We start from the raw sequence: 25,202 nt of genomic DNA, 5'->3' as shown, positions 1-25,202 counted from the left end.
AGAGAGCGCACCGTCCTCTGGAGGCGATAATTACGTCCTCGTCGCATGCCAGGTGCCGCTGCACTGATCGCCGGAGATGATACCCCTCCACGAACCGGCGCCGTTCACGCCAGCGAGGCGGCCGCCGCCGCTGGCATGGGAGGCCCCGACCGAGACCTGGACCGCGACGGTACCGCTGCGATTGACCCTGCCGGAGACCCGACCGCCGCCGGCGGACGACACTCGGCTGCCGGTGACGGTGAAGGGGACGCTGTAGCCCGAGCTGCAATTGCCGCGGGTGGTGGCGAAGGTGACGTTCCAGACGCCGTCATAGCCGCGGATGCGCGCATTGGCACTCGACGGAAACGCGGCCATGGCGAGCACGGCCAACAGCGCCAGGCAGCGCGGACGAGCGACATCAGTCAAGGACGACAGCGTTTGGGAAAAAGGGGGCATTCTGGTCCTGCTCCGGGTCACACGGCTCGGACATGAGGTTAGCAATTCCGGATAGTCGCCGGCTAGGTTCCACCGGTTCATCGTTGCCAATTCGCCCGTCCTCTGTCATAAGCCCAGCCTTCATTGCCCGGCTGATTAAGGGCTGCCGTGGCGGTGTCCGTGCGGGTTTCGCGCTTGTTCGTAAAACCTGAGCACAATCAACGCTCTAACGAGCATTTTGACGGCCAGCCGCCTTTGCGGGCGGATTTCTATGGCCATTAGGAGAGCCAAATGCCCAAGCTGAAGACCAAATCGGGCGCTAAAAAGCGCTTCAAGGTGACTGCCACCGGCAAAGTGATGTTCGCTCATCGCAGCAAGCGTCACGGCATGATCAAGCGGACGAAGAAGCAGATCCGGCAGCTGCGCGGCACCGCCGTGCTGTTCAAGACCGACGGCGACAACGTCAAGAAGTACTTCTTGCCGAACGCCTGATCGCGTCCACGATCATTGCCACCCGCGCCGCAGCTTTCGCGGCGATCCGAACATCAAGTCATCTTTCGAAGGATTTTTGTCATGGCTCGCGTCAAACGCGGTGTGACCGCCCACGCCAAGCACAAGAAAGTCTACAAGGCCGCCAAGGGTTTCCGCGGCCGCCGCAAGAACACGATCCGCACCGCCAAGCCGGCGGTCGAGAAGGCTCTCGTCTATGCCTTCCGTGATCGCAAGCGCAAGAAGCGGACGTTCCGCGCGCTCTGGATCCAGCGCATCAACGCCGCCGTGCGTCCGTTCGGCCTGACCTACAGCCGCTTTATCGATGGCATGGCCAAGTCCGGGATCACCGTGGACCGCAAGGTGCTGTCGGATCTCGCGATCAACGAGCCCGCGTCGTTCCAGGCGATCGCCGAGAAGGCCAAGGCCGCTCTGGCGGCCTGAGCTAGCGGCCGGCTCCGCCGGCCTTCAGCGCGCGTTGCGAGTAGCGCCGGGCGACCTCCGCCCGGCAGAATGCCGTGAACGACAGATACATGGTGCCGGATTTATTCCGGTACTTCCGGTCACACACGCGCATCTCGCGTTGGTAAGCCTGTTTCCGCGCCATGTTGAGGCCGGGCATGAAGTCCGCCTCGCATTTCTTCTCGACGGCGGCGCCGAGCTGGACATCGCCGCTCGCGGTCAATTGGCAATCCTGAAACACCTTGATCGCGCTTTCGCAGCCCTTCTGAGCAGCGATGGTGTCGACGACCTCGTCCAGCGTCATGGATTTCTCCATGCACACCATGGCGCGCGCCGGGTTGCCGGCGACCAAGAGAACGGCGGCGACAGCAGCCAGACCGGATCTTGAGAGCATCGCGAAAGCCTCCTCGTATCCCCCTTGGTGCCAGGCCCCCGCGCGAGGTTCAACCCAGCCGCTCGTCAGCCCGAAATGACCGGCTTTTCGCTTGACGTTACAGCCTTCGGGCGGCGACAACCCAGCCGAATTTGGCAGCAGGGATTTGACCGTGTCCGACCTCGCAATGCTCGAAACATCCATCCTCGACCACATCGCCGCAGCCGGCGATGAGGCCGCCCTCGAAGCGGTGCGCGTCGCAGCCCTCGGCAAGAAGGGTTCGATCTCGGCGCTTCTTGCCACGCTCGGAAAAATGTCCCCGGACGAGCGCAAGACGCAAGGCGCCGCGATCAACCAGGCCAAGGACAAGGTCACTGAGGCGCTCGCGGCGCGGCGCGACGTCTTGAAATCGGCGGCGCTCGACGCGCGGCTTGCGTCGGAAACCATCGACGTCACCCTGCCGCTGCGCGATGCGCCCGCCGAGGCCGGCCGCATCCATCCGCTGAGCCAGGTCTGGGACGAGCTGACCACGATCTTCGCCGACATGGGATTCTCGGTTGCCGAAGGCCCCGATATCGAAACCGACGACTACAACTTCACCAAGCTGAATTTTCCGGAAGGCCATCCCGCGCGCGAGATGCACGACACCTTCTTCTTCCACCCGAAGGAGGACGGCTCCCGCATGCTGTTGCGCACCCACACCTCGCCGGTGCAGGTGCGCACCATGCTGAGCCAGAAGCCGCCGATCCGCGTGATCTGCCCGGGCCGCACCTATCGCATCGATTCGGACGCGACCCACACGCCGCAATTCCACCAGGTCGAAGGCCTCGTCATCGACAAGCACTCCCATCTCGGCCATCTCAAATGGATCCTGCACGAGTTCTGCAAGGCGTTCTTCGAGGTGGACCACATCAACATGCGCTTTCGGCCCTCGTTCTTCCCGTTCACGGAGCCGTCGCTGGAAGTCGACATCCAGTGCCGCCGCGACAAGGGCGAGATCCGCTTCGGCGAGGGCGAGGACTGGCTCGAGATTCTCGGCTGCGGCATGGTGCATCCGAACGTGCTGCGCGCCTGCGGCATCGATCCCGACGAGTACCAGGGCTTTGCCTGGGGCATGGGCATCGACCGCATCGCCATGCTGAAATACGGCATCGCCGATTTGCGCCAGCTGTTCGACAGCGACGTCCGCTGGCTGTCCCATTACGGCTTCAAGCCGCTCGAAGTACCGACCCTCGCGGGAGGGCTGAGCTCGTGAAATTCACTCTCTCCTGGCTGAAGGAACATCTCGACACCGACGAGCCCTTGGACAAGCTCGCCGAGAAGCTCACCATGATCGGGCTCGAGGTCGAGAACATCGAGGACAAGGCGAAGGCGCTGAAGCCTTTCACCATCGCGAAGGTGATATCCGCCGAGCAGCATCCGAATGCGGATCGGCTGCGCGTCTGCATGGTCGACACCGGTGATGGCGGCGCACCCGTGCAGGTGGTGTGCGGCGCGCCGAATGCGCGTGCGGGTCTCGTCAGCGTGTTCTCCCCGCCCGGCACCTACATTCCCGGCAAGGACATCACGCTCGGTGTCGGCACCATCCGCGGCGTCGAGAGCCGCGGCATGCTGTGCTCGGCGGCTGAGTTGCAGATTTCCAACGACCATGACGGCATCATGGAATTGCCCGCGGATGCGCCGATCGGCGCTGCCTACGCCGCATGGGCCGGCCTCGGCGATCCCGTAGTCGAGATCAACCTGACGCCGAACCGGCAGGACTGCACCGGCGTGCACGGCATCGCGCGCGACCTTGCCGCCGCCGACATGGGCAAGTTCAAGGACCCCACAATCAAGCCGATCAAGGGCGAATTCCCCTGCCCGGTGAAGGTCACGGTCGAGGACGCGGCGCTGTGCCCAGGCTTCGCGCTGCGGCTCGTGCGTGGCGTGAAGAACGGGCCGTCGCCGGAATGGCTGCAGAAGCGACTGACCGCGATCGGGCTGCGCCCGATCAACGCGCTGGTCGACATCACCAACTTCATGACCTACGACCGCGCACGGCCATTGCACGTGTTCGACGCGAAGAAAGTGAAGGGCAATCTCGTGGTGCGCCGCGCCCGCGACGGCGAGACGCTGCTCGCGCTTGACGGCCGCAGCTACAATCTCGATCCCGCGATTTGCGTCATCGCGGACGAGCACGGCGTCGAATCGCTTGCCGGCATCATGGGCGGCGAGGCCTCGGGCTGCGACGAGACTACCACCGACGTGCTGATCGAATCGGCGCTGTGGAACGAGATCAACATCGCCCAGACCGGCCGCAAGCTCGGCATCAATTCGGACGCGCGCTACCGCTTCGAGCGCGGTGTCGATCCGGCTTTCATGGTGCCGGGGCTGGAGCTCGCGACAAAACTCGTGCTGGAGATGTGCGGCGGCACGCCGTCCGAGAACGTCGTGGTCGGCAAGAGCTTCGGCGACGACCGCGTGATCGATTTTCCGGTGACCGAGGTCAAGCGCCTCTCGGGCATCGAGGTGCCGATGCCGGAGATGAAGCGCATCCTGACTCATCTCGGCTTCATGATGGCGGGCCCGGGGCCCGTCGTGAAGGTCGCGGTGCCGTCATGGCGGACCGACGTGCACGGCAAGGCCGACATCGTCGAGGAAGTCGTCCGCATCTACGGCGTCGACAAGGTGCCGATGACGCCGTTCGAGCGCGGCGAGGACGCACGCAAATCCGTGCTGACCCCGCTCCAGCTCCGCACCCGCCGCGCCAGGCGCGCGCTGGCGAGCCGCGGCATCATCGAAGCGGTGACCTGGTCCTTCATCACCAAGTCAGCCGCAGAGCTGTTCGGCGGCGGCCAGCGCGAACTCGAGGTCGCCAACCCGATCGCGTCGGATTTGTCCGACATGCGCCCGACCCTGTTGGCCGGCCTGATCGCGGCGGCGCAGGCCAATGCCGATCGCGGCTTGAGCGATGTCGCGCTATTCGAGGTAGGGCAGGTGTTCAAGGGCGATCGCCCGCAGGATCAGTTCATGGCGGCAAGCGGCCTCCGCCGCGGCTTTGCGTCGTCGCAAGGTCTGGGACGACACTGGTCGGGTTCGGCGCAGGCTGACGTGTTCGATGCCAAGGCCGATGCGCTCGCGGTACTCGCCGCCGCCGGCGCACCAATGCAGGCCCTTCAGATCGTCGCGGGCGGCCCGTCCTGGCTGCATCCCGGGCGCTCCGGTACGATCCAGATCGGGCCGCAAAACGTGCTCGGCTATTTCGGCGAGATGAATCCGCGCGCGCTCGAGGCGCTCGGTGCCGGCGGCCCGCTGATGGTGTTCGAGGTGATCCTCGACCGCATCCCCGAGGCGAAGAAAAAGCCGACCCGTGCCAAGCCCGTGATCGAGCTGTCGGCATTCCAGCCTGTGTCGCGTGACTTCGCCTTTATCGTCGACCGCACCGTGAAGGGCGGCGACATCGTGCGCGCGGCTCAGAGCGTCGACAAGAAGCTGATCACCGCTGTGAACGTGTTCGACGTCTACGAAGGTAAGGGCATCGACGACGGCAAGAAGTCGATCGCGATCGCGGTGACGATTCAGCCGCGCGAAAAGACCCTGACCGACCAGGAGATCGAGGCCGTCGCCGCGAAAATCGTGGCGGAGGTGACGAAGAAGACCGGCGGCACTTTGAGAGCATGATCATGCTCGAGAATCATAGAGCATGAATCTCACTGACTTTCTTCCAAAGGACGTCAGCCTCACCATTGCGATGGCGCTCTGCGCCGTCGCTTTCGTTTCGGGCACCGCGCGCGGCTTCTCCGGCTTCGGCTCGGCGCTGATCTTCATGCCGTTGGCGAGCAGCATCGCGGCGCCGCGTCTGGTTGCCGCGCTGCTCCTCGTGATCGATTTCGTCGCGGCCGCGCCGCTGCTGCCTGACGCCTGGCGCAAGGCCGACCGCAAGGCCACCGCCGTGATCGTGCTGGGCGCGCTGGTCGGCGTGCCCGTCGGCACCTATTTCCTCAGCGTGCTCGAACCCGTTACGACGCGGTGGATCATCTCCTGCTTCGTCGCCGCGCTGTTGCTCTTGCTGCTGTCGGGCTGGCGCTATCGCGGCAAGGACCACGCGTGGCTCTCGGTCGGCATCGGCAGCCTCTCCGGCTTCTGTAGCGGCCTCGCCCAGACCGGCGGCCCGCCGATCGTCGGCTACTGGCTCGGCCGCCCGGTCGCATCGATCGTCGCGCGCGCCAACATCTTGCTGTTCTTCGGCGCGTCGGATTTCTTCTCGATGATCAGTTACGCGACCACAGGCCTGATCTCACGCGAATCGCTTGTGCTATCGCTCATCGTCGGGCCGGTCTATGCGATCGGCGTCGCCTTCGGTGCGTCGCTGTTCGGCCGTGCCAGCGAGAAAGTGTTTCGCGCCATCTGCTACGCGCTGATCGCGCTCGCGGTGATCGCGGGACTGCCGCTGCTGGACGGGGTGTTACGGTAAGTCTCTCCGCGAGTCGTCCTGGCGAAAGCCAGGAGGTGGATTCACACTCGAAGTGCAACAGTTGAGAGGAGAAGGCCTCTGCCGGGGTTCTGAAGTCAAGGCATTTGCGCGGGGTGTTGTTGTAGGCGGCAATGGACTGACGGAAGCGCTTGGTTGGGAGCTTTTCAAGGTCGGTCTTTCGGGGGATGAAGCGGCGCAAGCGGCCGATGGCGTTCTCGATGCCGCCCTTTTGCCACGGCGCGTGCGGGTCGCAGAAGAAGGTCTTCATCAAGAGGCGCTGCAAGGAAAGGTGGGCGGCGAACTCGGTGCCGTTGTCGAAGGTGACGGTACGGCGCAGTGCCTCCGGTACGGCTTTGAACAGGCGTACGAGATGGCTAGCGATACCGGCGGCGAACTTGCGTTCGATGGGAACGGCGAGCAGCAGGCGCGAGGTTCGCTCGTGGACGGCCAGGATGGCCTGCCGGTATTTGGAGAACATCATCAGATCGGCTTCCCAGTGGCCCGGGACTTTGCGATCGGCGACCTCGGCAGGCCGTTCTGCCAGCGAAACACGGCCTTCGATGAAGCTTGCGGGGCTCCCGCCTCGTTTGCCGCGGTGGCCTCGCTTGCTCTTGCCCCGAGGCAGATAGCGCCGCCAGGTGAAGTCCGTCGTGCGTGTGATCTGGGCGTAGATGAAGCGGTAGATGCTCTCGCAGGAGATCACCCTACGGCCACGTTCCCGGGCCAGCCTGCCTGCGACCTGTTCGGGTGACCAACCGCGGCTCAAGCCTGCCAAGACCTCGCGGCGCAAGCTGGCGTCCCGCTCGAGGCGAGAGCCCTTCCAGCGCCGCGCCCGGGTCTGCTGCTGAGCATAGCTTGGCTTGTAGCCGACTTGCCTGCCACGGTTCCGCCTCAGCTCCCGAGAGATCGTTGATGGCGGCCGATCCAAAGCTGCCGCGATTTGCCCGACCGAGCCGCCATTGGCCGAAAGGCGGGCAATCTCGCATCGATCGTCAAGGGAGAGCTGTTTGTAAGTCCGCCCCATGGCAACACCTCCAGATGGAAGTGTTGCACTTCGTTTGTGAACTCAGGGGACCCATTACCCCAGCGTTTGTAGCGCGAGCTGGCCACCACAAGTCTTCGCCAAACGACTTCTGGGGTCATGGGTCCTGGATCTGCGCTGCGCTTGTCCAGGTCAATTGCCTATTGCCGCGGCGCTCGCCGCTTCTTCGTGGACTGCGTCGGGACGTCGGCCGGCTCGTCCTTGAGCGCGCCGATCTTGCGCAAGGCCGCGTCCGCGGCGCGCTCGCCGCTTTCCCAGGCGCCGTCGACGGTGCCCCAGAGCGTCTCGTGCGTGGCTTCGCCGGCGAGGAACATGTTGCCGATCGGCTCGGCGAGGATTCTTCGCGAGAACTGACCGCCGGGCGAGGCCGCCGACATCGCACCCATCACGAACGGCGAGGCGTTCCAGCGCGTCACGCTGGCTTTCTGCACGGCTGCGGCGACCTCGCTGCCGAACAGCTTCGTGATCCATTCTCTGGCGAAGGCCGTCATCGCCTTCTCGCCTTGCTGGGTGAGATCACGGCCGAACGAGCCGCCGACATCGATCGAGCACAGCGAGGAGCCGCCGATATTGGCGAACATCAGCGCCGTGCGCGTCGAGTTGCTCTGCTCGATCAGGATGTCGTCGCGCGACAGGCCGAGCGGATTGCCCGGTAGCTGCAGCACGATGTGATCGTAGCTCCCGAGCGTGAGCTTTGATGCGGCATCGAGCGTGCGCTTCGGAATGTCAGGCCCGAACTTGATCGCGCCCGAGGTCAGGACATTAGTCGAGACCGTAATGATGGCCGCGCGGGCGGCGATCCTGCCGGCCTGTGTCTCCACGCTGACGTCGCGATTGCTCCAGACGATCCGGCTCGCCGGTGTCGACAGTGCGACCGGCGCCTGCTCACCCAGTTTGGTGATCAGGGTCCCCAGGCCCTGGCGGCAGGCGATCGCGGCGTTGCGATCCTGTGCACGCGCCTTGTCGATCACAGACAGCTCCTTCAGGTCCTTGCCGGCGAAGCTCGCACCCAACATGAACTCGGCCGCCCCGGCCCAGTCGCCGAGATCCTTCGGCAGCACCGAGGCGCAGGCGGTATCGAGCTTGCCGCGCGCGGCCTCGTCGATGGCGCGGTTGGCCCGGACCAACGCCGCCAGGAACTCCTCGGTCTCGCCGGCCCGTGCGTTGCGGCGGCCGATGCGCATCTTCTGGCCTGAGGGCGCCGGCAGAACGTCGAGCCCGGCACTGCGCGCCAGCCGGATCATCGGATTGGTGTCGGGATTGTGCATCCAGCGCGCGCCGCGATCGAACGGCGTGTCGAAGGTGGTCGTATCCGTGATGCAGCGGCCGCCGATCTGCGACGCAGCCTCCACCACCACGACCTTGCGATTGGCCGCCATGATACGCCGCGCCGCGGCAATTCCCGCCGCGCCCGCGCCGATCACGACAATGTCAGCCTCGCGCGGCAGGGTCGCGGCGGTTGCGCGCAGGACCGGCATCGCGGCAAGGCCCGCCGACGCCGATAGGAAGCTGCGGCGCGTGATTGTCATGTCATGGTTTCCGGAGACTTGCGGCAAACGGGAACAGCTAGCGAACCTTGCCGTATCTGATGTTGCGCGGCAACCATCATGGTGAATCAATCGTGCTTGATGTCACAAATCGATGAACCGAATTGCAACACGTTCCGACCATGGTAGAGAAGAGAAAAAGACGGCCGGAAAAGGCCGTGGGGGAGTTTTGAAATGGGGACGGTCCTGGACTCAGTCGGCAAGCTGATTGCCGCGTACCTCTCGAAGGAGGTGCCGGGCTATGAGCCGTTCACGCCGAGCGACCCGGAGCATCTGCGCGGCGTCATCGAGCCCGGCGACGTGCTGCTGGTCGAGGGCAACAACCGCATCTCTGGCATCATCAAATATCTGACGCAGTCGACCTGGTCCCACGGCGCACTCTATGTCGGCCCGATCGAGGGTGCGGAAGAGCCCGACGGCGAGCCGCACGTGCTGATCGAGGCCAATATCGGCGAAGGCGTCACCTCCGCGCCGCTGTCGAAATATTTTCCCTATCACACCCGCGTCTGCCGCCCGGTCGGGCTGTCCTATGAGGACCGCACCACGGTCTGCCGCTATGCAATCAACCGCATCGGCTTCGGCTACGACACCAAGAACATCGTCGACCTGATGCGCTTTCTGTTTCCGCTGCCGATCCCGCAGCGCTGGCGGCGGCGCATGATCTCGATCGGCTCGGGCGATCCCACCAAGATCATCTGCTCGGCCCTGATCGCGCAAGCGTTCGACGCCGTGCGTTACCCGATCCTGCCCAAGATCACCAAGGCCGGCAGCCGTGCTGCCCGCCGCGAGATCCTGCACATCCGCGATTCCTCGCTCTACATGCCCCGCGACTTCGACATCTCGCCCTATTTCGAAGTCGTCAAACCCACCATCGTGCACGGCTTCGACTACACCGCCTTGCACTGGGCCGACAAGCAGAAGCCGCTCGAGGAGGTAGCCGGCACCTTCGGTGTGTTTCCAGAAACGTTCCGTGCGCCGCCGCTCGTTCCTGAAACGATTGACGAAGAGGCGCCGATTCCGGCTGAAGAAGTGAGCGCGCACCCAGCGGAGACGGTCGATCGCGTCACCGTCTCGGAGCGCTTCCGGCGGCTGAAGAAGCTGGCCATGGACCGCCCAAGGCGGCGCGGTCGGGCGCGCGAACGGGCGGCGTAGCCGTCGCTCCACTATCGTCATTGCGAGCGCAGCGAAGCAATCCAGGTCTCTGCCTGAGCAGTCTGGATTGCTTCGTCGCTACGCTCCTCACAATGACGGCGATCTACCGCTCCGCCCGCCCAATCACCGCCATCAGCTCCGCGATCTTCTCGCGCTGGTCCGCCTTGTCGCCGCTCGCGATCGCATGCTCGACGCAATGGGCGACGTGATCTTTCAGAACCTCTTCCTCGACCCGGCGCAGCGCGGCGCGCACCGCCGAGATCTGCGTGACGATGTCGATGCAATAGCGGTCTTCCTCGACCATTTTCGAGAGGCCGCGAACCTGCCCCTCGATCCGGCCGAGACGTTTTCCGACGGATGCCTTGATGTCCTTGCGCATGCGGACTATATACCCCCCTGGGGTATCACTTGCAAGGCCGGAGCGTGGCAATGAACGACGCCGAACACGAGCACCATCGCAAGCCGGAAACACATTCCGGCTGCGGCTGTTCCAGTAAGGCTGTCCCGGTCGAGAAGCCCGCGGCTGCCTCATGCTGCGGCGCGCACGGCTATCACGCGCATGACCACCGCGCCGCGGCAAAAGTCCGCGATCCCGTCTGCGGCATGACGGTCGATCCCGCGACGTCCAAGCACCGCTTCGATCATCACGGCGCGACCTTCCATTTCTGCTCGGCCGGCTGCCGCAGCAAATTCGCCGCCGACCCCGCAAAATATCTCGCCAAGGACAAGACACCCGAGCCCGAGATGCCCGCAGGCACGATCTACACCTGCCCGATGCATCCGCAGATCCGCCAGGCCGGACCCGGCACCTGCCCGATCTGCGGCATGGCGCTGGAGCCGGAAGTGGCGAGCCTGGAGACCGGTCCCAATCCCGAGCTTGCCGACATGACGCGGCGGTTCTGGATCGGCGGCGCGCTGGCGCTGCCGGCCGTCGTGCTGGAGATGGGCGGCCATCTCGCGGGCCCGCACAATTGGATCGATGCGACGCTGTCGAATCGGATCCAGCTCGTCTTTGCAACGCCAGTGGTGCTGTGGGCCGGCTGGCCGTTCTTCGTCCGCGGCTGGCAGTCGCTGCTGACGCGCAACCTCAACATGTTCACGCTGATCGCGATGGGCACGGGCGTCGCCTATGTCTACAGCCTGATCGGCACCATCACGCCGCAGATTTTCCCGGCCACCTTCCGCGGCCATGAAGGCGCGGTCGCGGTTTATTTCGAGGCCGCGGCGGTCATCACCGTGCTGGTGCTGCTCGGGCAGGTGCTGGAGCTGCGCGCACGCGACGCGACCTCAGGTGCGATCAAGGCGCTGCTGCAGCTCGCTCCGAAGACCGCGCGCCGCGTCGATGCCGACGGTAGCGAGCATGAGGTCGAAATCGACGCCCTTCATGCCGGTGACAGCCTGCGCGTGCGGCCGGGCGAAAAAGTGCCGGTCGACGGCGTCATTCTGGAAGGCCGCTCCTCGCTCGACGAGTCGCTGGTAACAGGCGAATCCATGCCGGTCACCAAGGAGACGGGCGCGAAGGTGATCGCCGGCACGCTCAACCAGTCCGGCAGCTTCATCATGCGCGCCGAGAAGGTCGGGCGTGAGACGCTGCTGTCGCAGATCGTGCAGATGGTCGCGGACGCGCAGCGCTCGCGCGCGCCGATCCAGCGTCTCGCCGACCAGGTCGCGGGCTGGTTCGTGCCGGCGGTGATCGCCGTTGCCGTCATCGCGTTCGCAGCCTGGGCCTGGTTCGGACCGGAGCCGCGGCTGGCCTTCGGCCTCGTCGCCGCCGTCAGCGTGCTGATCATCGCCTGCCCCTGCGCGCTTGGCCTGGCGACTCCGATGTCGATCATGGTCGGCGTCGGCCGCGGCGCGCAGGCAGGCGTGCTGATCAAGAACGCCGAGGCGTTGGAACGGATGGAGAAGATCGACACGCTGGTGGTCGACAAGACCGGCACGCTGACCGAGGGCAAGCCGAAGGTGGTCGCGATCGTGCCGGCGGCCGGCTTTGCGGAAGATGACATCCTCCGCTTGGCCGCCAGCGTGGAGCGCGCCAGCGAGCATCCTCTGGCCGACGCGATCATGCGCGCGGCGAAGGAGAAGCAGCTCGCGCTGGGCCAGGTCGAGCAATTCGATTCGCCGACAGGCAAGGGCGCCACCGGCAAGGTCGACGCCAAAACCATCGTGCTCGGCAATGCCAAATATCTGATGTCGATCGGCATCGACACCAAAACGCTCGATGGCGAGGCCGAACGGCTGCGCGGCGATGGCGCGACCGTGATCAACATGGCCGTCGACGGCCGGCTCGCCGGCCTGTTCGCGATCGCCGATCCGGTCAAGGCTTCCACGCCGGAGGCGCTGAAGGCACTCGCGGCCGAAGGCATCAAGGTCATCATGCTGACCGGCGACAACCGCACGACGGCGGAGGCTGTCGCGCGCAGGCTCGGCATCGCCGATGTCGAGGCCGAGGTGCTGCCGGATCAGAAGAGCGCGGTGGTGACAAAGCTGCAGAAGGCCGGCCGCAGCGTCGCGATGGCTGGCGACGGCGTCAACGACGCGCCAGCGCTGGCCGCAGCCGAAGTCGGCATCGCCATGGGCACCGGCACGGACGTGGCGATGGAGAGCGCCGGCGTCACCTTGCTGAAGGGCGATCTGACCGGCATCGTGCGTGCGCGAAAATTGTCGCAGGCGACGATGAGCAACATCCGGCAAAACCTGTTCTTTGCCTTCATCTACAACGCCGCAGGCATTCCGATCGCGGCCGGAATCCTTTATCCAACGTTCGGCGTGCTGCTGTCGCCGATCATCGCCGCGGCCGCGATGGCGCTGTCCTCGGTCAGCGTCGTTGGAAACGCGCTGCGGCTACGGGCAACGCGGCTGTGAGCGAGCGCCTTCTCTCTCGCACCGTTCACGAAACGCGGTAAGATGCGCGTAGCCTGGACGAAGCGGAGCCGACGAAGGCACGCCAGCACGCGCACCGGCATGAGTAGATTTGCCGCGCAGGCGGTGCGTTCCCCTCTCCCCTTGTGAGAAAGGGTGGCTCGCCGCGAAGCGGCGAGACGGGTGAGGGGTATGTCTCCGCGACTACTTTCCTTCGAGCTTGCGGAGAGAGACCCCTCATCCGGCGCTTCGCGCCACCTTCTCCCGCAAGGGGGAGAAGGGAAGGGCGTTCCGCTTGCGGATTTAAGCCGCCTTCGCCGCGCTCCCACCCGGCAATCCCGCCCGAGCGAGGCCGCCGTAGAGCTGCTCGTTCGGCATCTCCTCGCGCAGGATCCTGCGCACCGTGATCAGCTTCTCCAAATCGATGCCGGTCGCAAAGCCCTTGCTCTCGCACAGGAACACGAGATCCTCGAACACGACATTGCCGGTCGCACCGGGGGCGAAGGGGCAGCCACCGAGGCCGCCGAGCGAGCCGTCGAGGATCCGCGCGCCTTCGTCGAGCGCCGCGGCCGCGTTCGCGATGCCCATGCCGCGGGTATCGTGTAGATGGATGCAGATCGGCTTCGACCCTGCGAGCTTCACCGCGGCGCGCGTCAGCTCCGCCACCTGCTTCGGCCCGGCATAGCCCACGGTGTCGGCGATGCCGACGAAATCGACACCGGCTTCGAGGCATTTGTCGACCAGCCGCAGCACTTCTGCAGGGTCGACCGCCCCGGTGATCGAGCAGCCCAGCGCCATCGAGATCGCCGCGTTGACGAGCGGCTTGTGGCTGGTGGCATCGCGCATCTCGCACAGGCGTTTCAGATTGGCGATGGCGGACTCGCGCGAGCGGTGCGCATTGGCCTGGCTGTGCTCTTCCGTCGCAGAGACCACGGAGGCGATTTCGCCGACGCCGGATTCCAGCGCCTCGTTCACGCCGCGTTCGTTGAGCGCAAGCGCGATGCCATGCGCGCCGGACAATGAAGCGACGGTCGCGACGACATCACGAACATCGACGAATTGCGGAAAAGTCTTCGCCGGCAGGAACGAGCCAACCTCGAAATGCCGCACGCCAGCGGCATATTCCTCGCGCACCCAGCGTTGCTTGGCGTCGGTGGACGGAATTTTCTTCACGAGCTGGAGCCCGTCGCGCAGGCCGACTTCGCGCAGGCTGACGCGTTCTGCGGGGTAAATCTCCTGAATCCGGCTCATCCGCGCCTCCCTGTTGTTTTTGACGTGACATCTTCATTTTCATTGTCGATCTCGGCGCGAACGGCCGCAGTGTCGGCGCCGAGCGGCGCGACCCTCAGGCCTTCGCCGATATGGCTGCCGTTCCATTCGATCGGCAGCGCCGGCACCCGGAACGGCTTGCCGTCGGCGGTGACATTGTTGACGAGCCCGCCCGGCCGCAGCACATGCGGATCGGTGAAGAGATCCTCGGGCCGGTTGATCGGCGAAAAGCAGATGTTGAGCGCATCGAGCCTCTCGGACAGTCTTGCCACGTCCCACTGCCTGATGATCCCGGCCGCGCGCGGAATGATCCGGCCACGCGCCAGGATGCGATCGGTCGTGGTGCGCAAGGCGGGATCATCGAGGAATTCAGTCAGGCCGAACTCGCGGCAAAAGCTCTGCCAATGGCCTTCGGTGACGACGCCGATGAAGATGCGCTCGCCGCCGGCGGTCTCGAAGATGTCATAGATTGGCCAGGCATGCTCGCGCTCCGGCATCGAGCGCGGCTTGTTCCCGGTCATCTCGTATTCGACCATGTGCTGGGCAACCAGAAACAGGCAGTTCTCGAACAGGCCGATGCGGATGTCGGCGCCGTCGCGTTTTCCTCCGCGCTTCTGATAGAGCGCCGCGAGGATCGCGATCACACCGAACATGCCGCCCATGATGTCGTTGGCGGACGAGCCGACGCGCTGGGGCTTTTCGCTGGTGCCGGTCATGGCGGCAAGGCCCGCCATCATCTGCACCACCTCGTCGAGCGCGGGGCGGTGCTCGTAGGGACCGGAGAGGAATCCCTTGTGGCCGGCAATGATCAGACCCGGATGCCGGCGGCGCAATTCGTCCGCGCCAAGCCCCTGCTTACCGAGCTGGCCGTCGCGAAAATTCTCAAGGAACACGTCGGCGGTCGCCAGCAGCCGGTGCATGGTGTCGCGATCCTCAGTCTTCTCGAAATCCAGCACCACGCTGCGCTTGCCGCGGTTGAACAATGGGAAAAAGGCGGTCCCCATGCCCCCCAAGCTCCGGGTCTTGTCGCCCGCAGGCGGCTCGACCTTGATCACGTCGGCTCCGAGCTGCGCCAGGATCATGCCGCAGGTCGGGCCCATGACCATGTGGGTCATCTCGACCACGCGCACGCCTGCAAGCGGCAATCCGTCCGCCGATTCTTCCATCGCCATATGCGCCTGTTCCTTTGCCGCGCTGGTTCCGCTTGTTGTCAAGCGGGTTGGTGGAGCAACGGTCTTGCCGAATTCATCGTGGCTTCGTTGATGCCAGCGGTCAATCCGGCCATAAGCGGTGCCGCCGATCTCCCTTGCCGAAGTGGCCCGGGGTGTCTACCTCTCGCGGGTGATTTCGTGAGAGGAACTCCCATGCTGGATGCCGCCGTCAAGGCGCTGTCACAAATGATCTCGCCGCCGATGCGCTCGATCCTGTGGCGGTCGATCGGCGTCGCACTGGTGCTGATCATCGTGCTGGCGATCGGCTTGCAGCGGCTGCTGAGCTGGTTTGCGACCTATGGCGAGGCGTGGCTGGAAGGCCTGCTCGGTCCGGGTTGGCACTCATCGCTCGAGGTGTTGTCCTGGATCATTTCGATCGCCGCGGGCCTCGGCGTCGTGTTCGGGGCTGTGTTCCTGATGCCCGCGATCACCTCCCTGGTTGCGAGCGTGTTCGTCGACGACGTCGCCGACATCGTCGAGCGCGAGCACTATCCGGCGGAGCGGCCGGGGATCGCGCTGCCGTTCAGCCAGGCGATCTACGAGGGCGTCAAGACCGCGCTGCTGACGATCCTGGTCTATCTGGTCGCATTACCGCTGGTGCTTTTCGCCGGCGCCGGTTTCCTGGTCTTCTTCCTCGCCACGGCCTGGCTGCTCGGCCGCGAATATTTCGAGCTCGCGGCGATGCGGTTTCGCTCGCCGGAGGAAGCCAAGGCGATGCGGCGCGACAACGCCGCCACCATCTTCACCGCGGGCCTGTTCATCGCAGCCTTCGTCTCGATCCCGATCGTCAATCTGGCGACGCCGATCTTCGCCATGGCCTTCATGGTTCACATGCACAAGCGGCTGTCAGGTCCGCGGCCCGAGCTGATCGAGCCGGCGCGGCAGATGCGGTAGGTCAAGCGGACTTGGCGGCGCGCTCGTACGACGCCCCCTCGTAGAGGCGCTCTGCGTCCCGCTTGTCTTGATTTTGCTCTCCGCCGCCGTAAGGTACGCAGCATGATTTTCATGTCCACATTCTTCCCGCTGATCTGAGCGACCAAGTCGTTCCGGCGTATCGCGCCAATCAGATCAAGACGGCTGCGCTGACGCGGTGGCCGAACGGAGAAATGTGCAATGCCCAAAACCGAGCGCATCGGCGTGACCTCTCATCGGGTCCTAAACTTCATCGACGACGGTTTCATCAAGATCGAGAACGCCTTCAGCACGCACCTTGCGGAACAATGCAGGGACGAATTGTGGGCGGATATTGGTCTATCGCCACACGAGCCCGAAAGCTGGACCCAGCCGGTCATTCGGGTGGGATCCAAGACCTCGCCACCATTCATTGAAGCCGCCAACACGCCGATCCTGCACGAAGCCTATGACCAACTCGCGGGTGACCGCCGCTGGATCGCGCCCAATGCGCTCGGAACTTTTCCGGTCCGCTTTCCCTCACTGGAATCCCCTGGTGATGATGGCTGGCATGTGGACATGAGTTTCGGCTTCGATAATCCGGATTTCATGCAGTGGCGCGTCAATGTGAAGAGCAGCGGACGCGCATTGCTAATGCTCTTCCTGTTCTCGGGCGTAGGCCCTGAGGATGCGCCAACGAAGATACGGAAAGGTTCGCACGCCACCATCGCCCGGGAGCTGCTGCCCTATGGCGATGCAGGCGCAACGCTGGAGCAGATCTCTGCCAACGGTTACGCTTCTACGGAAGATTGCGACGTTGAACTGGCAATCGGTGCGGCAGGGACCGTTTATCTCTGCCATCCATTCCTGGTTCACGCCGCGCAACCTCACCGGGGGAAGCGCCCGCGTTTCATGGCACAGCCGCCGCTGCTGCCAACAGGCGAGTTCGACCCGGCGTTGCCACCCTCGCCGGTTCAGATCGCCATCCGTCGGGCTTGTGGTCTGACGTTATAGTCAGAGCCAACCCGGACCGTCGCTCGGCGCGTGGGTCGTCTGGATCCTGAACCTACGTCAGGGGCACTCCGCATCTGCGCAACAGCATCCTGGCGAAGCCGAACGGCGCCGGCGTGAACGGGCCGGGCGGGGCACGGGTGACTAGGGCGACGACGCCGAGCGCCGCCATCGCGACCCAGAAGCACAGCCAGAAGCCGTCGATATAGGCGAGCACATTGGCCTCGCGCTGGACGAGGCCGGCGAGCGTACCGACCGCGCGTGCCTGTGCCGAGCCGGCACCATGGGCCGCAAAATGGTCGGCGAGCTGTTTCAGCATGCGGACCACGTCGACGTCGCCGACACCGAGATTCTGGCCGAGATAGAAGGAATGGATCTGCTCGCGGACGCGCAGCCACGTCCCCATCAACGCGACGCCGATCTCGGCGCCACCGAGCCGCATGATCTGGATATAGGCGGCAAACGAGGTCGCACGGCTCGGATCGGAGTTGGACAGCAGCGTGATGATCAGCGGCAGCAAGGTCAGCGACTGCCCGATCGCCTGGAGCAGCACGATGCCCGCGAAATCCTCGCGCGCCCAATCATGGCTGAGCTGCGTGCCCCAGAGATTGGCGGCGGCGAAACAGGCAAATCCCACGACCACCACCGTGCGCGTATCGAAATGCCGCAGCAGCCAGATCGAGAGCGGCACCAGCACGAACATTGGCAAGGCGCCATAGGTGAGCAGCAGCAAGCCACTCTGCTCCGGCCTGAGCAGGGCGATGGTGGCGAGGAAATTCGGCACCAGCGACGCGTTGGAGAGGCTGGTCAGCGTGTAGAGCAGGATCAGGACCAGCCCCAGGCCGATATTGCGCGAGAACAAGACGTTCACATGCGCCCAGGGCTGCCGCACCAGGGACTCGTTGACGAGGAAGCCCGCGACCAGCACCGCGCCGGCAATGATCAACGCCATCACAGTCCCCGACCCCAGCCAGTCCAGACGGTTGCCCTGGTCGAGCCCGGCATAGATCATCGAGACGCCGGCGCCGAGCAGCAGCATGCCGCCCCAATCGGCGTCGCGCAGCAAAGCGCGATTCACCGGCTCGTTCGGCGTGCCCCAATAGACCATCAGGCCCATCAGCGGCGCGATCAGGACGCTCTGCCAGTACAGCCATTGCCAGCCGAGATGGTCGACATAGAAGCCGACCAGCGAGCTCGATGTATCGAGCGCGAAGCCGACGCGGATCGAATAGATCGAGATCGCCGGAAGCCACCAGCGGATCGGTAAATTGCGGAACACGATCATCAGCGTCGCCGGCACGAAGGTGCCGAGCAGGAGGCCATGCACGACGCTGAGCGCGAGCAATGTCGGATAGTCGTGCACGAACGGGATGATCAGCGAGACCGCGGCATAGACGAGGCTGGGGATACCCAGCACGCGACGCAGGCCGAATACGGTGGCAAGCCAGGCCACCGCGGGCGCGATGAAGATCTGCGAGCCGATGCCCGCCGTGGAGAGCCATGCGCCTTCGTCGAACGAGAGCGAGAACGCGCCGCGCAGGTCCGGCAGGCGAATCGTGGTCAGCCGGCTGTCAAAATTGGCGAGGAACGAGCCGAGCAGCACCGCCGCCACCGCAAACAGCGGCTGCGGGGCGACGCCGCCGCGCGAGAGCGGTCCGCGACTGGAATCGTCATTTTCCGCCATTGCCGGCCTTGGTGTCGATGCTGGTGACGACCGACATGCCCGGCACCAGCCGCGCCAGCAGCGGCTGGTTGTCGTCGAACTGGATGCGCACGGGAATGCGCTGCACGACTTTGGTGAAGTTGCCGGTTGCGTTGTCCGGTGGCAGCAGCGCGACCTGCGCGCCGGTCGCGGGCGCAATGCGCTCGACCCGGCCGCGCAGCTTCTCGCGCGGGAAACTGTCGACGGTGATCTCGACCGGCTGACCCGGTGCGACGTGGGTAAGCTGGGTCTCCTTGTAATTCGCGATCACATAGACCTTCGGCAACGGCACGACGTTGATGAGGTTGGTGCCGATGTTGACGTAGTCGCCGGGCTGGACCTGTCGCTCGCCGACGACGCCATCGAACGGCGCGGATATCTTGGTGTAGCCGAGCTTTAGCTTCGCGCTCGCCAGCGTCGCCTTGGTCGCTTCGAGATCGGCCGCGCGCTGCTTCCTGGTGCCTTGCAGGACTTCGAGCTGATGCTGCTGGGCCGCGATCACGGCGCGGCTCGCGCGCACGTCGGCCTGCGCCTTGGCATAGCCTGCGACCGCCTGTTCGAAGCGCTGCCGCGTACCGGATTCGGTCTGCGACAGCGACTGCTGACGCTCCTGCTCCTGCCGCGCCTCGACCTCCACGGCTTCGGCCGAGAGCCGCGCGGCTTGCGCCTGCGCAATCGTCGCATATTGCAGCTCGATCTGGTTCGCCAGATTGTCGAGCACGGCCTGCGCAGCGGCGACCGCCGCTTCGGCCTGCGCGACTTGCGTCTCATAGTCGGCAGGATCGATCTGGATCAGGAGATCGCCGGCCTTGACGCGCTGGAAGTCGGTGACCCCGACGGTCAGCACTTCGCCGGAGACGCGACTGGCGAGCCGCGTCAGCTCGGCGCGCACATAGGCGTCGTTGGTGGTCTGGACCACCGAATTGCCGACCCATTCGTCGAAGCGCTGCGTTGCAAGCGCGACGAAGCCGAGCGCGACGATCACCGCGAACAGCGGAATCGCGAGCCGGCTCCAGAGCGAACTCGCCGGTGGCTGCGTTGGCTTCGGTGGCGGCGGCGGTGTAGCAGGAGGTGGCGATGGCGAGATTTGTTCCTGCTGACTCACGCTAGACTCCAAACCACTTTCCCGAACGCTATTTTCAGACCGTCTTTTCCGGCCACCGGCAGAGATCGTTGATCAGGCAAACCTCGCAGCGCGGCTTGCGCGCGAGGCAAGTATAGCGGCCATGCAGGATCAGCCAATGATGGGCATGCAGCATGAACTCGGCCGGGATCACCTTTTCGAGACCGAGCTCGACCTCCAGCGGCGTCTTGCCGGGCGCAAGTCCGGTCCGGTTGCCGACGCGGAAGACATGCGTATCGACCGCCATGGTGTGCTCGCCGAAGGCCATGTTGAGCACGACATTGGCGGTCTTGCGCCCGGCGCCGGGCAACGACTCGATCCCGACGCGCGTGCGCGGCACCTCGCCGCCGAACTCGCTGAGCAGCTTCGCCGACAGCGCGATGACGTTTCTGGCCTTGGTGCGATAGAGCCCGATGGTCTTGATGTACTCGCGCAGGCGTTCCTCGCCGAGGTCAAGCATCTTCTGGGGCGTGTCGGCGACCGCAAACAGCGCGCGCGTCGCCTTGTTGACGCCGGCGTCAGTCGCCTGTGCCGACAGCACCACGGCAACCAGCAGCGTGAACGGATTGACGTGCTCGAGCTCCCCCTTTGGCTCCGGGTTAGCCTTGCGGAAACGGCTGAAGGCCTCGCGGACTTCGGGCGGCGTCCAGGGTTTCATGGCTTTGAGAGATTTCTTGCCGGGGGCCTTGGGCTTCGCGGCGGCCACCTTCGCCTTTTTCTTCGGCACGGACGTTTTGCGGGGGGCCGGCGTGCGGGTGATTTTCGCCATGATCGGGATATACTGAGGGACGATGAGCACAGGCAATGAAATTGAGCGCGAACGATCTGCAAGCGAGGCTGAGCCTCAGATCTTTTCCGCGCGCCTGACGCCGCACCGCTCGCTGAACCGCACCGGCTTCCTCGCCGTGATGCTGTTCCTGAGCGCCGTCAGCTTCGTCACCGGCCTCGTCTTCCTGATGATGGGCGCCTGGCCGGTGTTCGGCTTTTTCGGCCTCGACGTGCTGGTGATCTGGTGGGCTTTCAAGGCCAATTTCCGTGCGGCGCGGGCCAGCGAGGAGATCGTGGTCACGCCATCTGAATTGCGCGTGCGGCGCGTCAGCCAGCATGGCCAGGTCGTCGAATGGACCTTCAATCCGCTCTGGGTTCGACTCGACATGGAAATCGACGAGGATTTTGGCATCGAGCACCTCTATCTGATCTCGCGAGGTCACCAGATCCAGATCGCCCGCTTCCTGGGGCCGGACGAAAAGGCAAGTTTCTACAAGGGTTTGGTTGAGGCCTTAAATGCCGCCAGGCGCGGTCCGACCTACAATCCGGTGACCTGATTTGCGGATCGGAAATCGGGTGGTTTCGTACCCCGCCCCCTCCTACATTTCCAGGCATGATGACACTCGCGATACATGACCAGCGCCTGGCCGGGCCGGGCTCCCAGAACGCCGCGATGCGCGACTATGATTCCGTGCGCCGGGCGATCGCCTTCATCTCCGAAAAATGGCGCACGCAGCCGACCATCGAGGCGATGGCGGATGCGGCCGGCGTCACCCCGGACGAGCTGCACCATCTGTTCCGCCGCTGGGCCTCGATCACGCCGAAGGCTTTTATGCAGGCGCTCACGCTCGATCACGCCAAGGGCTTGCTCAGGGATTCGGCGAGTATCCTCGACGCCGCGCTTGACTCCGGTTTGTCGGGTCCGGGCCGGCTGCACGATCTCTTCGTCACCCATGAGGCGATGTCGCCGGGCGAATGGAAGAACGGCGGCGCCGGCCTCACCTTGCGCTACGGCTTCCATCACTCACCGTTCGGCACCGCGATCGTGATCGCGACCGATCGCGGATTGTCGGGACTCGCTTTCGCCGATCCCGGTGAGGAACAGGTGGCGCTTGCCGATATGACGCGGCGATGGCGGAACGCAACTTACGTCGAGGATCACGAAGGTACCGCACCATTGGCGCAGCGCATCTTCGACACAAAACTCTGGCGGCCGGACCAGCCGCTGCGCGTGGTGATGATCGGTACCGATTTCGAGGTGCGGGTGTGGGAGACCTTGCTGAAGATCCCGATGGGCCGCGCGGTGTCCTATTCGGACATCGCCTGCAACATCAACAGCCCGAAAGCGTCACGCGCCGTCGGCGCCGCCGTCGGCAAGAACCCGGTGTCCTTCGTCGTGCCCTGCCACCGCGCGCTCGGCAAGAGCGGCACGCTCACCGGCTACCACTGGGGCATCACTCGCAAGCAGGCGATGCTGGGCTGGGAGGCCGGGCAGCTGGGGCTGCAGTAAGAGTTGCCACGCGTAAACTGCCCCACTTAGTCGTCCTGGCGAAAGCCAGGACGACACCGAGTGCTTGGCGGGACTCAGTCGCGCGCGAACGTCTTTATCCCGCCAGATCCAGCTTCGATGCCACCGTCGAATCCGCATTGAGCCGGTAGATGATCGGCACGCCGGTGGCGAGCTCGCGCTTCAAAATGCCTTCGGGCGAGAGCTTTTCCAGCACCATGATCAGCGCGCGCAGCGAATTGCCGTGAGCCGCGACCAATGTGCGCTTGCCGTTGAGCACGCCGGGCAGGATCTCCTGCACGTAATACGGCAGCGCGCGCGCCAGCGTGTCCTTCAGGCTTTCGCCACCGGGCGGCGGCACGTCGTAGGAGCGGCGCCAGATCAGCACCTGGTCCTCGCCCCATTTCTTGCGGGCGTCATCCTTGTTGAGACCGGAGAGATCGCCATAGTCGCGCTCGTTCAGCGCGAGGTTCTTCGTCGTCGACAGGCCCTTCTGGTCGAGCTCGCCGAGAATGAGATCGAGCGTGTGCTGTGCGCGCGTCAAGACCGAGGTGTATGCAACGTCGAACACGAGACCCTGCGCCTTCAGCTTGCGGCCGGCTTCCGAGGCTTCCTTGACGCCGAGCTCGGTGAGATCAGGATCCTTCCAGCCCGTGAAGAGGTTCTTCAGATTCCATTCGCTCTGGCCGTGCCGCACCAGCACGAGAAGACGTTCGCTCATCGACTGCTTTTCCGTTTCGTTCGTTGTTTAAGCATGATCTTGTCGGAAAACCGCTTCACACTTTTCCGGATCATGCTTCGTTCAGATGTCGGACAGGCCGAGTACGTCGGCCATGGAGTAGTGCCCCGGCTTCTTGCCATGCGCCCAGAGCGCGGCTTTCAGCGCGCCGTGGGCGAACAGCATGCGATCCTCCGCGTGATGCGACAGCGTCAGGCGCTCGAACGCGCCGAGGAAGCTCACGCTGTGATCGCCGGCCGCGGTGCCGCCGCGCAACGACGCAAAGCCGATGTCGCCGGGCTTGCGTGCGCCGGTGATGCCGTCGCGGCCGCGGTCTGCATGCTCGTCGAGCGCGATGCCGCGGCCGCTAGCTGCGGCCTGGCCCAGCATCAGTGCCGTGCCCGAGGGCGCGTCGATCTTCATGCGGTGATGGGTCTCGACGATCTCGATGTCGAAGCTCTCGTCGAGCGCCTTGGCGACTCGCTTGACCACAGCGGCAAGCAGATTGACACCCAGGCTCATATTGCCGGACTGCACCACGACGGCGCGGTTGGTGACGCTCTTGATCACGGCGTTGTCGGAGCCCGACAGGCCGGTCGTTCCGACCACGTGCACGAGGCCGCGCTCGGCGGCGATCGCGACATTGGCGAGGGTCGCCGCGGGCACGGTGAAATCCAGAATGCCGTCGGCGTCCTTCGACATCGCCCAGAGATCGCCGGAGAGTTTGATGCCATTGGCCGGCAGACCTGCCAGCACGCCGGCATCCTTGCCGAGCAGCTCCGAGCCCGGCGCCTCCAGCGCGCCGGCCAGCACCGCGCCTTTGGTCTCGGCAATCGCCCGCGTCAGCGCCCGGCCCATCCGGCCGCCGGCTCCAGCAACGATCAAGCGCATATCGGACATGGTGCGATCCTCTCACGGCCGTTGTAGCGGGGGGATGCAGTTCCGGCAACCGAGGGGGATTAGGGGCAGGTCGCCTGCGGCCATCCTTCGAGACGCCCGCCTGTGGCGGCCCTCAGGATGAGGTCGCGTCTTGCGGCAAGATATCAGACCCTCATGGTGAGGAGCCCGCAAGGCGGGCGTTCCGGACGATGCTCTGCATCGCCGGGCGAACCATGCAGGCCGAGCATTTCGGCAAGAGTAATAAGAGGAGTTCGCGCCTCAGCCGTCTGACGGTTGCGGGCCGTCATAGCCCTCGATGACGATGAGGTCGGCGACGGAGTGCGGCTGGCGCACCTTGATGTTGGCCTGGTATTCCGGCGAGTTGTAGCAGGCGATCGCGGTCTCGTAGTCCGGGAATTCGATCACGACATTGCGGGTGCGGCTGGCGCCTTCGACGGTGGTGAACTTGCCGGCGCGGACGACGAAGCGGCCACCCCATTTCTTGAAGATCGGACCATTGGCGACGGCATAGGGCTTGTAGCCCTCGTCACTGCTCACGTCGACGCGTCCGATCCAGTAGCCTTTTGCCATTGTTCTTCTCCCTGTGTTGGTAGTTAGCCGAGCGCTTGCGCGATCTCGGCCTGGATGGCCTCGGCGATCGCCCTGGAGTCCGTGGCTTCCACCACCGGCCGCCCGACCACGAGATAATCCGCGCCGGCCGCAATCGCGCGGCCCGGCGTCATGATGCGTTTCTGGTCGCCGCTCGCGGCGCCCGCCGGCCGGATGCCGGGGGTGACGAGGCTCATCTGGTGGCCGACGATCTTGCGCAAGGCTCCGACTTCCTCGGGCGACGATACCAGCCCGTCGATGCCGAGCACCTGCGCCTGCTGCGCGCGCGCTTCGACGAGCTCGGAGACGCCGAGCCGGAAGCCTGCCGCGTGCAGATCGTCCTCGTTGTAGGACGTCAGAACAGTGACGGCGAGGATCTTCAGGTTCGAGCTGCCGCGACCTTCGACGGCACCCTTCATGGTCTGCGGATAAGCGTGCACGGTGAGGAAGGTCGCGCCGAGCCTTGTGATGCTGTCGACGCCCTGCGCCACGGTGTTGCCGATGTCGTGCAGCTTGAGATCGAGAAAGACCTTCTTGCCCTGGTCGGCGAGCTTGCCGACCAGCGGCAAGCCGCCGGCATAAGCGAGCCGATAGCCGATCTTGTAGAAGGTGACGCTGTCGCCGAGCCGGTTGACCATAGCTTCCGCGGCATCAACGCTGGGCAGATCGAGCGCGACGATCAGGCGGTCTTTCGGGGCAATCTCGGCTGGCGTCATGTCA

24 protein-coding genes and 1 pseudogene are annotated in these 25,202 nt (G+C 64.9%); 11 read left to right on the top strand and 14 right to left on the bottom strand.

What is annotated here, in order from left to right; all coding sequences use genetic code 11:
• Positions 1–30 precede the first annotated feature (30 nt).
• Entirely contained in the window at positions 31–435 is a 405-nt protein-coding gene (locus IVB50_RS11070) for a hypothetical protein (protein ID WP_026233012.1), read from the bottom strand.
• 270 nt (positions 436–705) lie between these two features.
• Between IVB50_RS11070 and rpmI the strand changes: the two genes are divergently transcribed.
• Both rpmI and rplT read left to right on the top strand, forming a co-directional pair.
• Positions 706–906, top strand: coding sequence for a 50S ribosomal protein L35 (gene rpmI / locus IVB50_RS11065; protein WP_007598540.1), 201 nt, complete (start codon positions 706–708; stop codon positions 904–906).
• A gap of 81 nt (positions 907–987) precedes the next feature.
• Positions 988–1,347, top strand: coding sequence for a 50S ribosomal protein L20 (gene rplT / locus IVB50_RS11060; RefSeq protein WP_007598538.1), 360 nt, complete (start codon positions 988–990; stop codon positions 1,345–1,347).
• Between the two features lies 1 nt (position 1,348).
• Here the strand turns inward: rplT and IVB50_RS11055 are convergent, their stop codons facing one another.
• Positions 1,349–1,759 carry a hypothetical protein gene (locus tag IVB50_RS11055; RefSeq protein ID WP_026233011.1) on the bottom strand — a complete coding sequence of 137 codons (411 nt, stop codon included), beginning with the start codon at positions 1,757–1,759 and terminating at the stop codon, positions 1,349–1,351.
• Positions 1,760–1,910: 151 nt separating this feature from the next.
• On the opposite strand from IVB50_RS11055, the gene pheS reads away from it, so the two are divergent.
• Genes pheS through IVB50_RS11040 form a run of 3 tightly spaced genes read left to right on the top strand, consistent with a single transcriptional unit; the run spans position 1,911 to position 6,191 of the window.
• Entirely contained in the window at positions 1,911–2,993 is a 1,083-nt protein-coding gene (gene pheS, locus IVB50_RS11050) for a phenylalanine--tRNA ligase subunit alpha (protein WP_026233010.1), read from the top strand.
• A complete protein-coding gene (gene pheT, locus IVB50_RS11045) occupies positions 2,990–5,398 on the top strand; it encodes a phenylalanine--tRNA ligase subunit beta (RefSeq protein ID WP_018455727.1) in 2,409 nt (802 codons plus the stop codon). The genes pheS and pheT overlap by 4 nt, the downstream gene beginning before the upstream one ends.
• A 22-nt stretch (positions 5,399–5,420) precedes the next feature.
• Complete coding sequence (locus tag IVB50_RS11040) at positions 5,421–6,191, top strand: sulfite exporter TauE/SafE family protein (protein ID WP_018455726.1); 771 nt, start codon at positions 5,421–5,423, stop codon at positions 6,189–6,191.
• A 163-nt stretch (positions 6,192–6,354) separates the two neighbouring features.
• Here IVB50_RS11040 and IVB50_RS11035 read toward each other — a convergent pair.
• Both IVB50_RS11035 and IVB50_RS11030 read right to left on the bottom strand, forming a co-directional pair.
• Positions 6,355–7,215 (bottom strand): annotated as a pseudogene (locus IVB50_RS11035) (IS30 family transposase); the annotation flags it as partial.
• 158 nt (positions 7,216–7,373) lie between these two features.
• A complete protein-coding gene (locus tag IVB50_RS11030) occupies positions 7,374–8,762 on the bottom strand; it encodes an FAD-dependent oxidoreductase (protein WP_247295839.1) in 1,389 nt (462 codons plus the stop codon).
• 192 nt (positions 8,763–8,954) lie between these two features.
• On the opposite strand from IVB50_RS11030, the gene IVB50_RS11025 reads away from it, so the two are divergent.
• Complete coding sequence (locus IVB50_RS11025) at positions 8,955–9,932, top strand: YiiX/YebB-like N1pC/P60 family cysteine hydrolase (protein ID WP_018459587.1); 978 nt, start codon at positions 8,955–8,957, stop codon at positions 9,930–9,932.
• Between the two features lie 103 nt (positions 9,933–10,035).
• Here the strand turns inward: IVB50_RS11025 and IVB50_RS11020 are convergent, their stop codons facing one another.
• A complete protein-coding gene (locus tag IVB50_RS11020) occupies positions 10,036–10,311 on the bottom strand; it encodes a metal-sensitive transcriptional regulator (protein ID WP_007598521.1) in 276 nt (91 codons plus the stop codon).
• Positions 10,312–10,361: 50 nt separating this feature from the next.
• Here IVB50_RS11020 and IVB50_RS11015 point away from each other — a divergent pair, with 50 nt between their 5' ends.
• Positions 10,362–12,797: a heavy metal translocating P-type ATPase gene (locus IVB50_RS11015; protein ID WP_247295837.1), complete on the top strand. Its 2,436-nt coding sequence runs from the start codon at positions 10,362–10,364 to the stop codon at positions 12,795–12,797.
• Positions 12,798–13,097: 300 nt separating this feature from the next.
• Here IVB50_RS11015 and IVB50_RS11010 read toward each other — a convergent pair whose 3' ends face one another.
• Together IVB50_RS11010 and IVB50_RS11005 are read right to left on the bottom strand one after the other, a co-directional pair.
• Positions 13,098–14,045, bottom strand: a complete 948-nt coding sequence (locus tag IVB50_RS11010) for a hydroxymethylglutaryl-CoA lyase (RefSeq protein WP_018459589.1) — start codon at positions 14,043–14,045, stop codon at positions 13,098–13,100.
• Positions 14,042–15,235 carry a CoA transferase gene (locus IVB50_RS11005; protein WP_018459590.1) on the bottom strand — a complete coding sequence of 398 codons (1,194 nt, stop codon included), beginning with the start codon at positions 15,233–15,235 and terminating at the stop codon, positions 14,042–14,044. The genes IVB50_RS11010 and IVB50_RS11005 overlap by 4 nt, the downstream gene beginning before the upstream one ends.
• Before the next feature lie 192 nt (positions 15,236–15,427).
• Here IVB50_RS11005 and IVB50_RS11000 point away from each other — a divergent pair, with 192 nt between their 5' ends.
• Both IVB50_RS11000 and IVB50_RS10995 read left to right on the top strand, forming a co-directional pair.
• On the top strand, positions 15,428–16,168 hold the full coding sequence (locus IVB50_RS11000; RefSeq protein ID WP_018459591.1) for a sulfate transporter family protein: 741 nt from the start codon (positions 15,428–15,430) through the stop codon (positions 16,166–16,168).
• Positions 16,169–16,387: 219 nt separating this feature from the next.
• On the top strand, positions 16,388–17,179 hold the full coding sequence (locus tag IVB50_RS10995; protein WP_247295836.1) for a phytanoyl-CoA dioxygenase family protein: 792 nt from the start codon (positions 16,388–16,390) through the stop codon (positions 17,177–17,179).
• 52 nt (positions 17,180–17,231) lie between these two features.
• Here the strand turns inward: IVB50_RS10995 and IVB50_RS10990 are convergent, their stop codons facing one another.
• The 3 genes from IVB50_RS10990 to nth are packed head-to-tail and all read right to left on the bottom strand — an operon-like array spanning position 17,232 to position 20,770.
• Entirely contained in the window at positions 17,232–18,860 is a 1,629-nt protein-coding gene (locus tag IVB50_RS10990) for an MFS transporter (RefSeq protein ID WP_247295833.1), read from the bottom strand.
• On the bottom strand, positions 18,847–19,983 hold the full coding sequence (locus IVB50_RS10985) for an HlyD family secretion protein (RefSeq protein ID WP_026233848.1): 1,137 nt from the start codon (positions 19,981–19,983) through the stop codon (positions 18,847–18,849). Before IVB50_RS10985 ends, IVB50_RS10990 begins: the two co-directional genes overlap by 14 nt.
• Positions 19,984–20,017: 34 nt before the next feature.
• Positions 20,018–20,770, bottom strand: coding sequence for an endonuclease III (nth, locus tag IVB50_RS10980; protein ID WP_026233849.1), 753 nt, complete (start codon positions 20,768–20,770; stop codon positions 20,018–20,020).
• A gap of 22 nt (positions 20,771–20,792) precedes the next feature.
• On the opposite strand from nth, the gene IVB50_RS10975 reads away from it, so the two are divergent.
• Together IVB50_RS10975 and IVB50_RS10970 are read left to right on the top strand one after the other, a co-directional pair.
• On the top strand, positions 20,793–21,326 hold the full coding sequence (locus tag IVB50_RS10975) for a DUF2244 domain-containing protein (RefSeq protein ID WP_018459597.1): 534 nt from the start codon (positions 20,793–20,795) through the stop codon (positions 21,324–21,326).
• Positions 21,327–21,382: 56 nt separating this feature from the next.
• Positions 21,383–22,279 (top strand): bifunctional helix-turn-helix domain-containing protein/methylated-DNA--[protein]-cysteine S-methyltransferase, encoded by an 897-nt coding sequence (locus IVB50_RS10970; protein WP_018459598.1) that lies wholly within the window; start codon positions 21,383–21,385, stop codon positions 22,277–22,279.
• A gap of 94 nt (positions 22,280–22,373) precedes the next feature.
• Here the strand turns inward: IVB50_RS10970 and IVB50_RS10965 are convergent, their stop codons facing one another.
• The 4 genes from IVB50_RS10965 to pyrF all read right to left on the bottom strand — a co-directional run bounded on the left by IVB50_RS10965 (position 22,374) and on the right by pyrF (position 25,198).
• A complete protein-coding gene (locus IVB50_RS10965) occupies positions 22,374–22,997 on the bottom strand; it encodes a 2,3-bisphosphoglycerate-dependent phosphoglycerate mutase (protein ID WP_018459599.1) in 624 nt (207 codons plus the stop codon).
• Positions 22,998–23,078: 81 nt separating this feature from the next.
• Positions 23,079–23,894, bottom strand: coding sequence for a 4-hydroxy-tetrahydrodipicolinate reductase (gene dapB, locus IVB50_RS10960; protein ID WP_018459600.1), 816 nt, complete (start codon positions 23,892–23,894; stop codon positions 23,079–23,081).
• A 258-nt stretch (positions 23,895–24,152) separates the two neighbouring features.
• Complete coding sequence (locus IVB50_RS10955) at positions 24,153–24,464, bottom strand: DUF1330 domain-containing protein (protein ID WP_018459601.1); 312 nt, start codon at positions 24,462–24,464, stop codon at positions 24,153–24,155.
• 23 nt (positions 24,465–24,487) lie between these two features.
• Positions 24,488–25,198, bottom strand: coding sequence for an orotidine-5'-phosphate decarboxylase (gene pyrF, locus IVB50_RS10950; protein WP_018459602.1), 711 nt, complete (start codon positions 25,196–25,198; stop codon positions 24,488–24,490).
• Positions 25,199–25,202: the final 4 nt, after the last annotated feature.

Origin of the sequence: Bradyrhizobium sp. 87 (genome assembly GCF_023073015.1) — a bacterium.
Taxonomy (GTDB): domain Bacteria; phylum Pseudomonadota; class Alphaproteobacteria; order Rhizobiales; family Xanthobacteraceae; genus Bradyrhizobium; species Bradyrhizobium canariense_D.
Note: the sequence above shows the minus strand (reverse complement) of the source record. Positions and strands in the feature narration are given on the sequence as shown.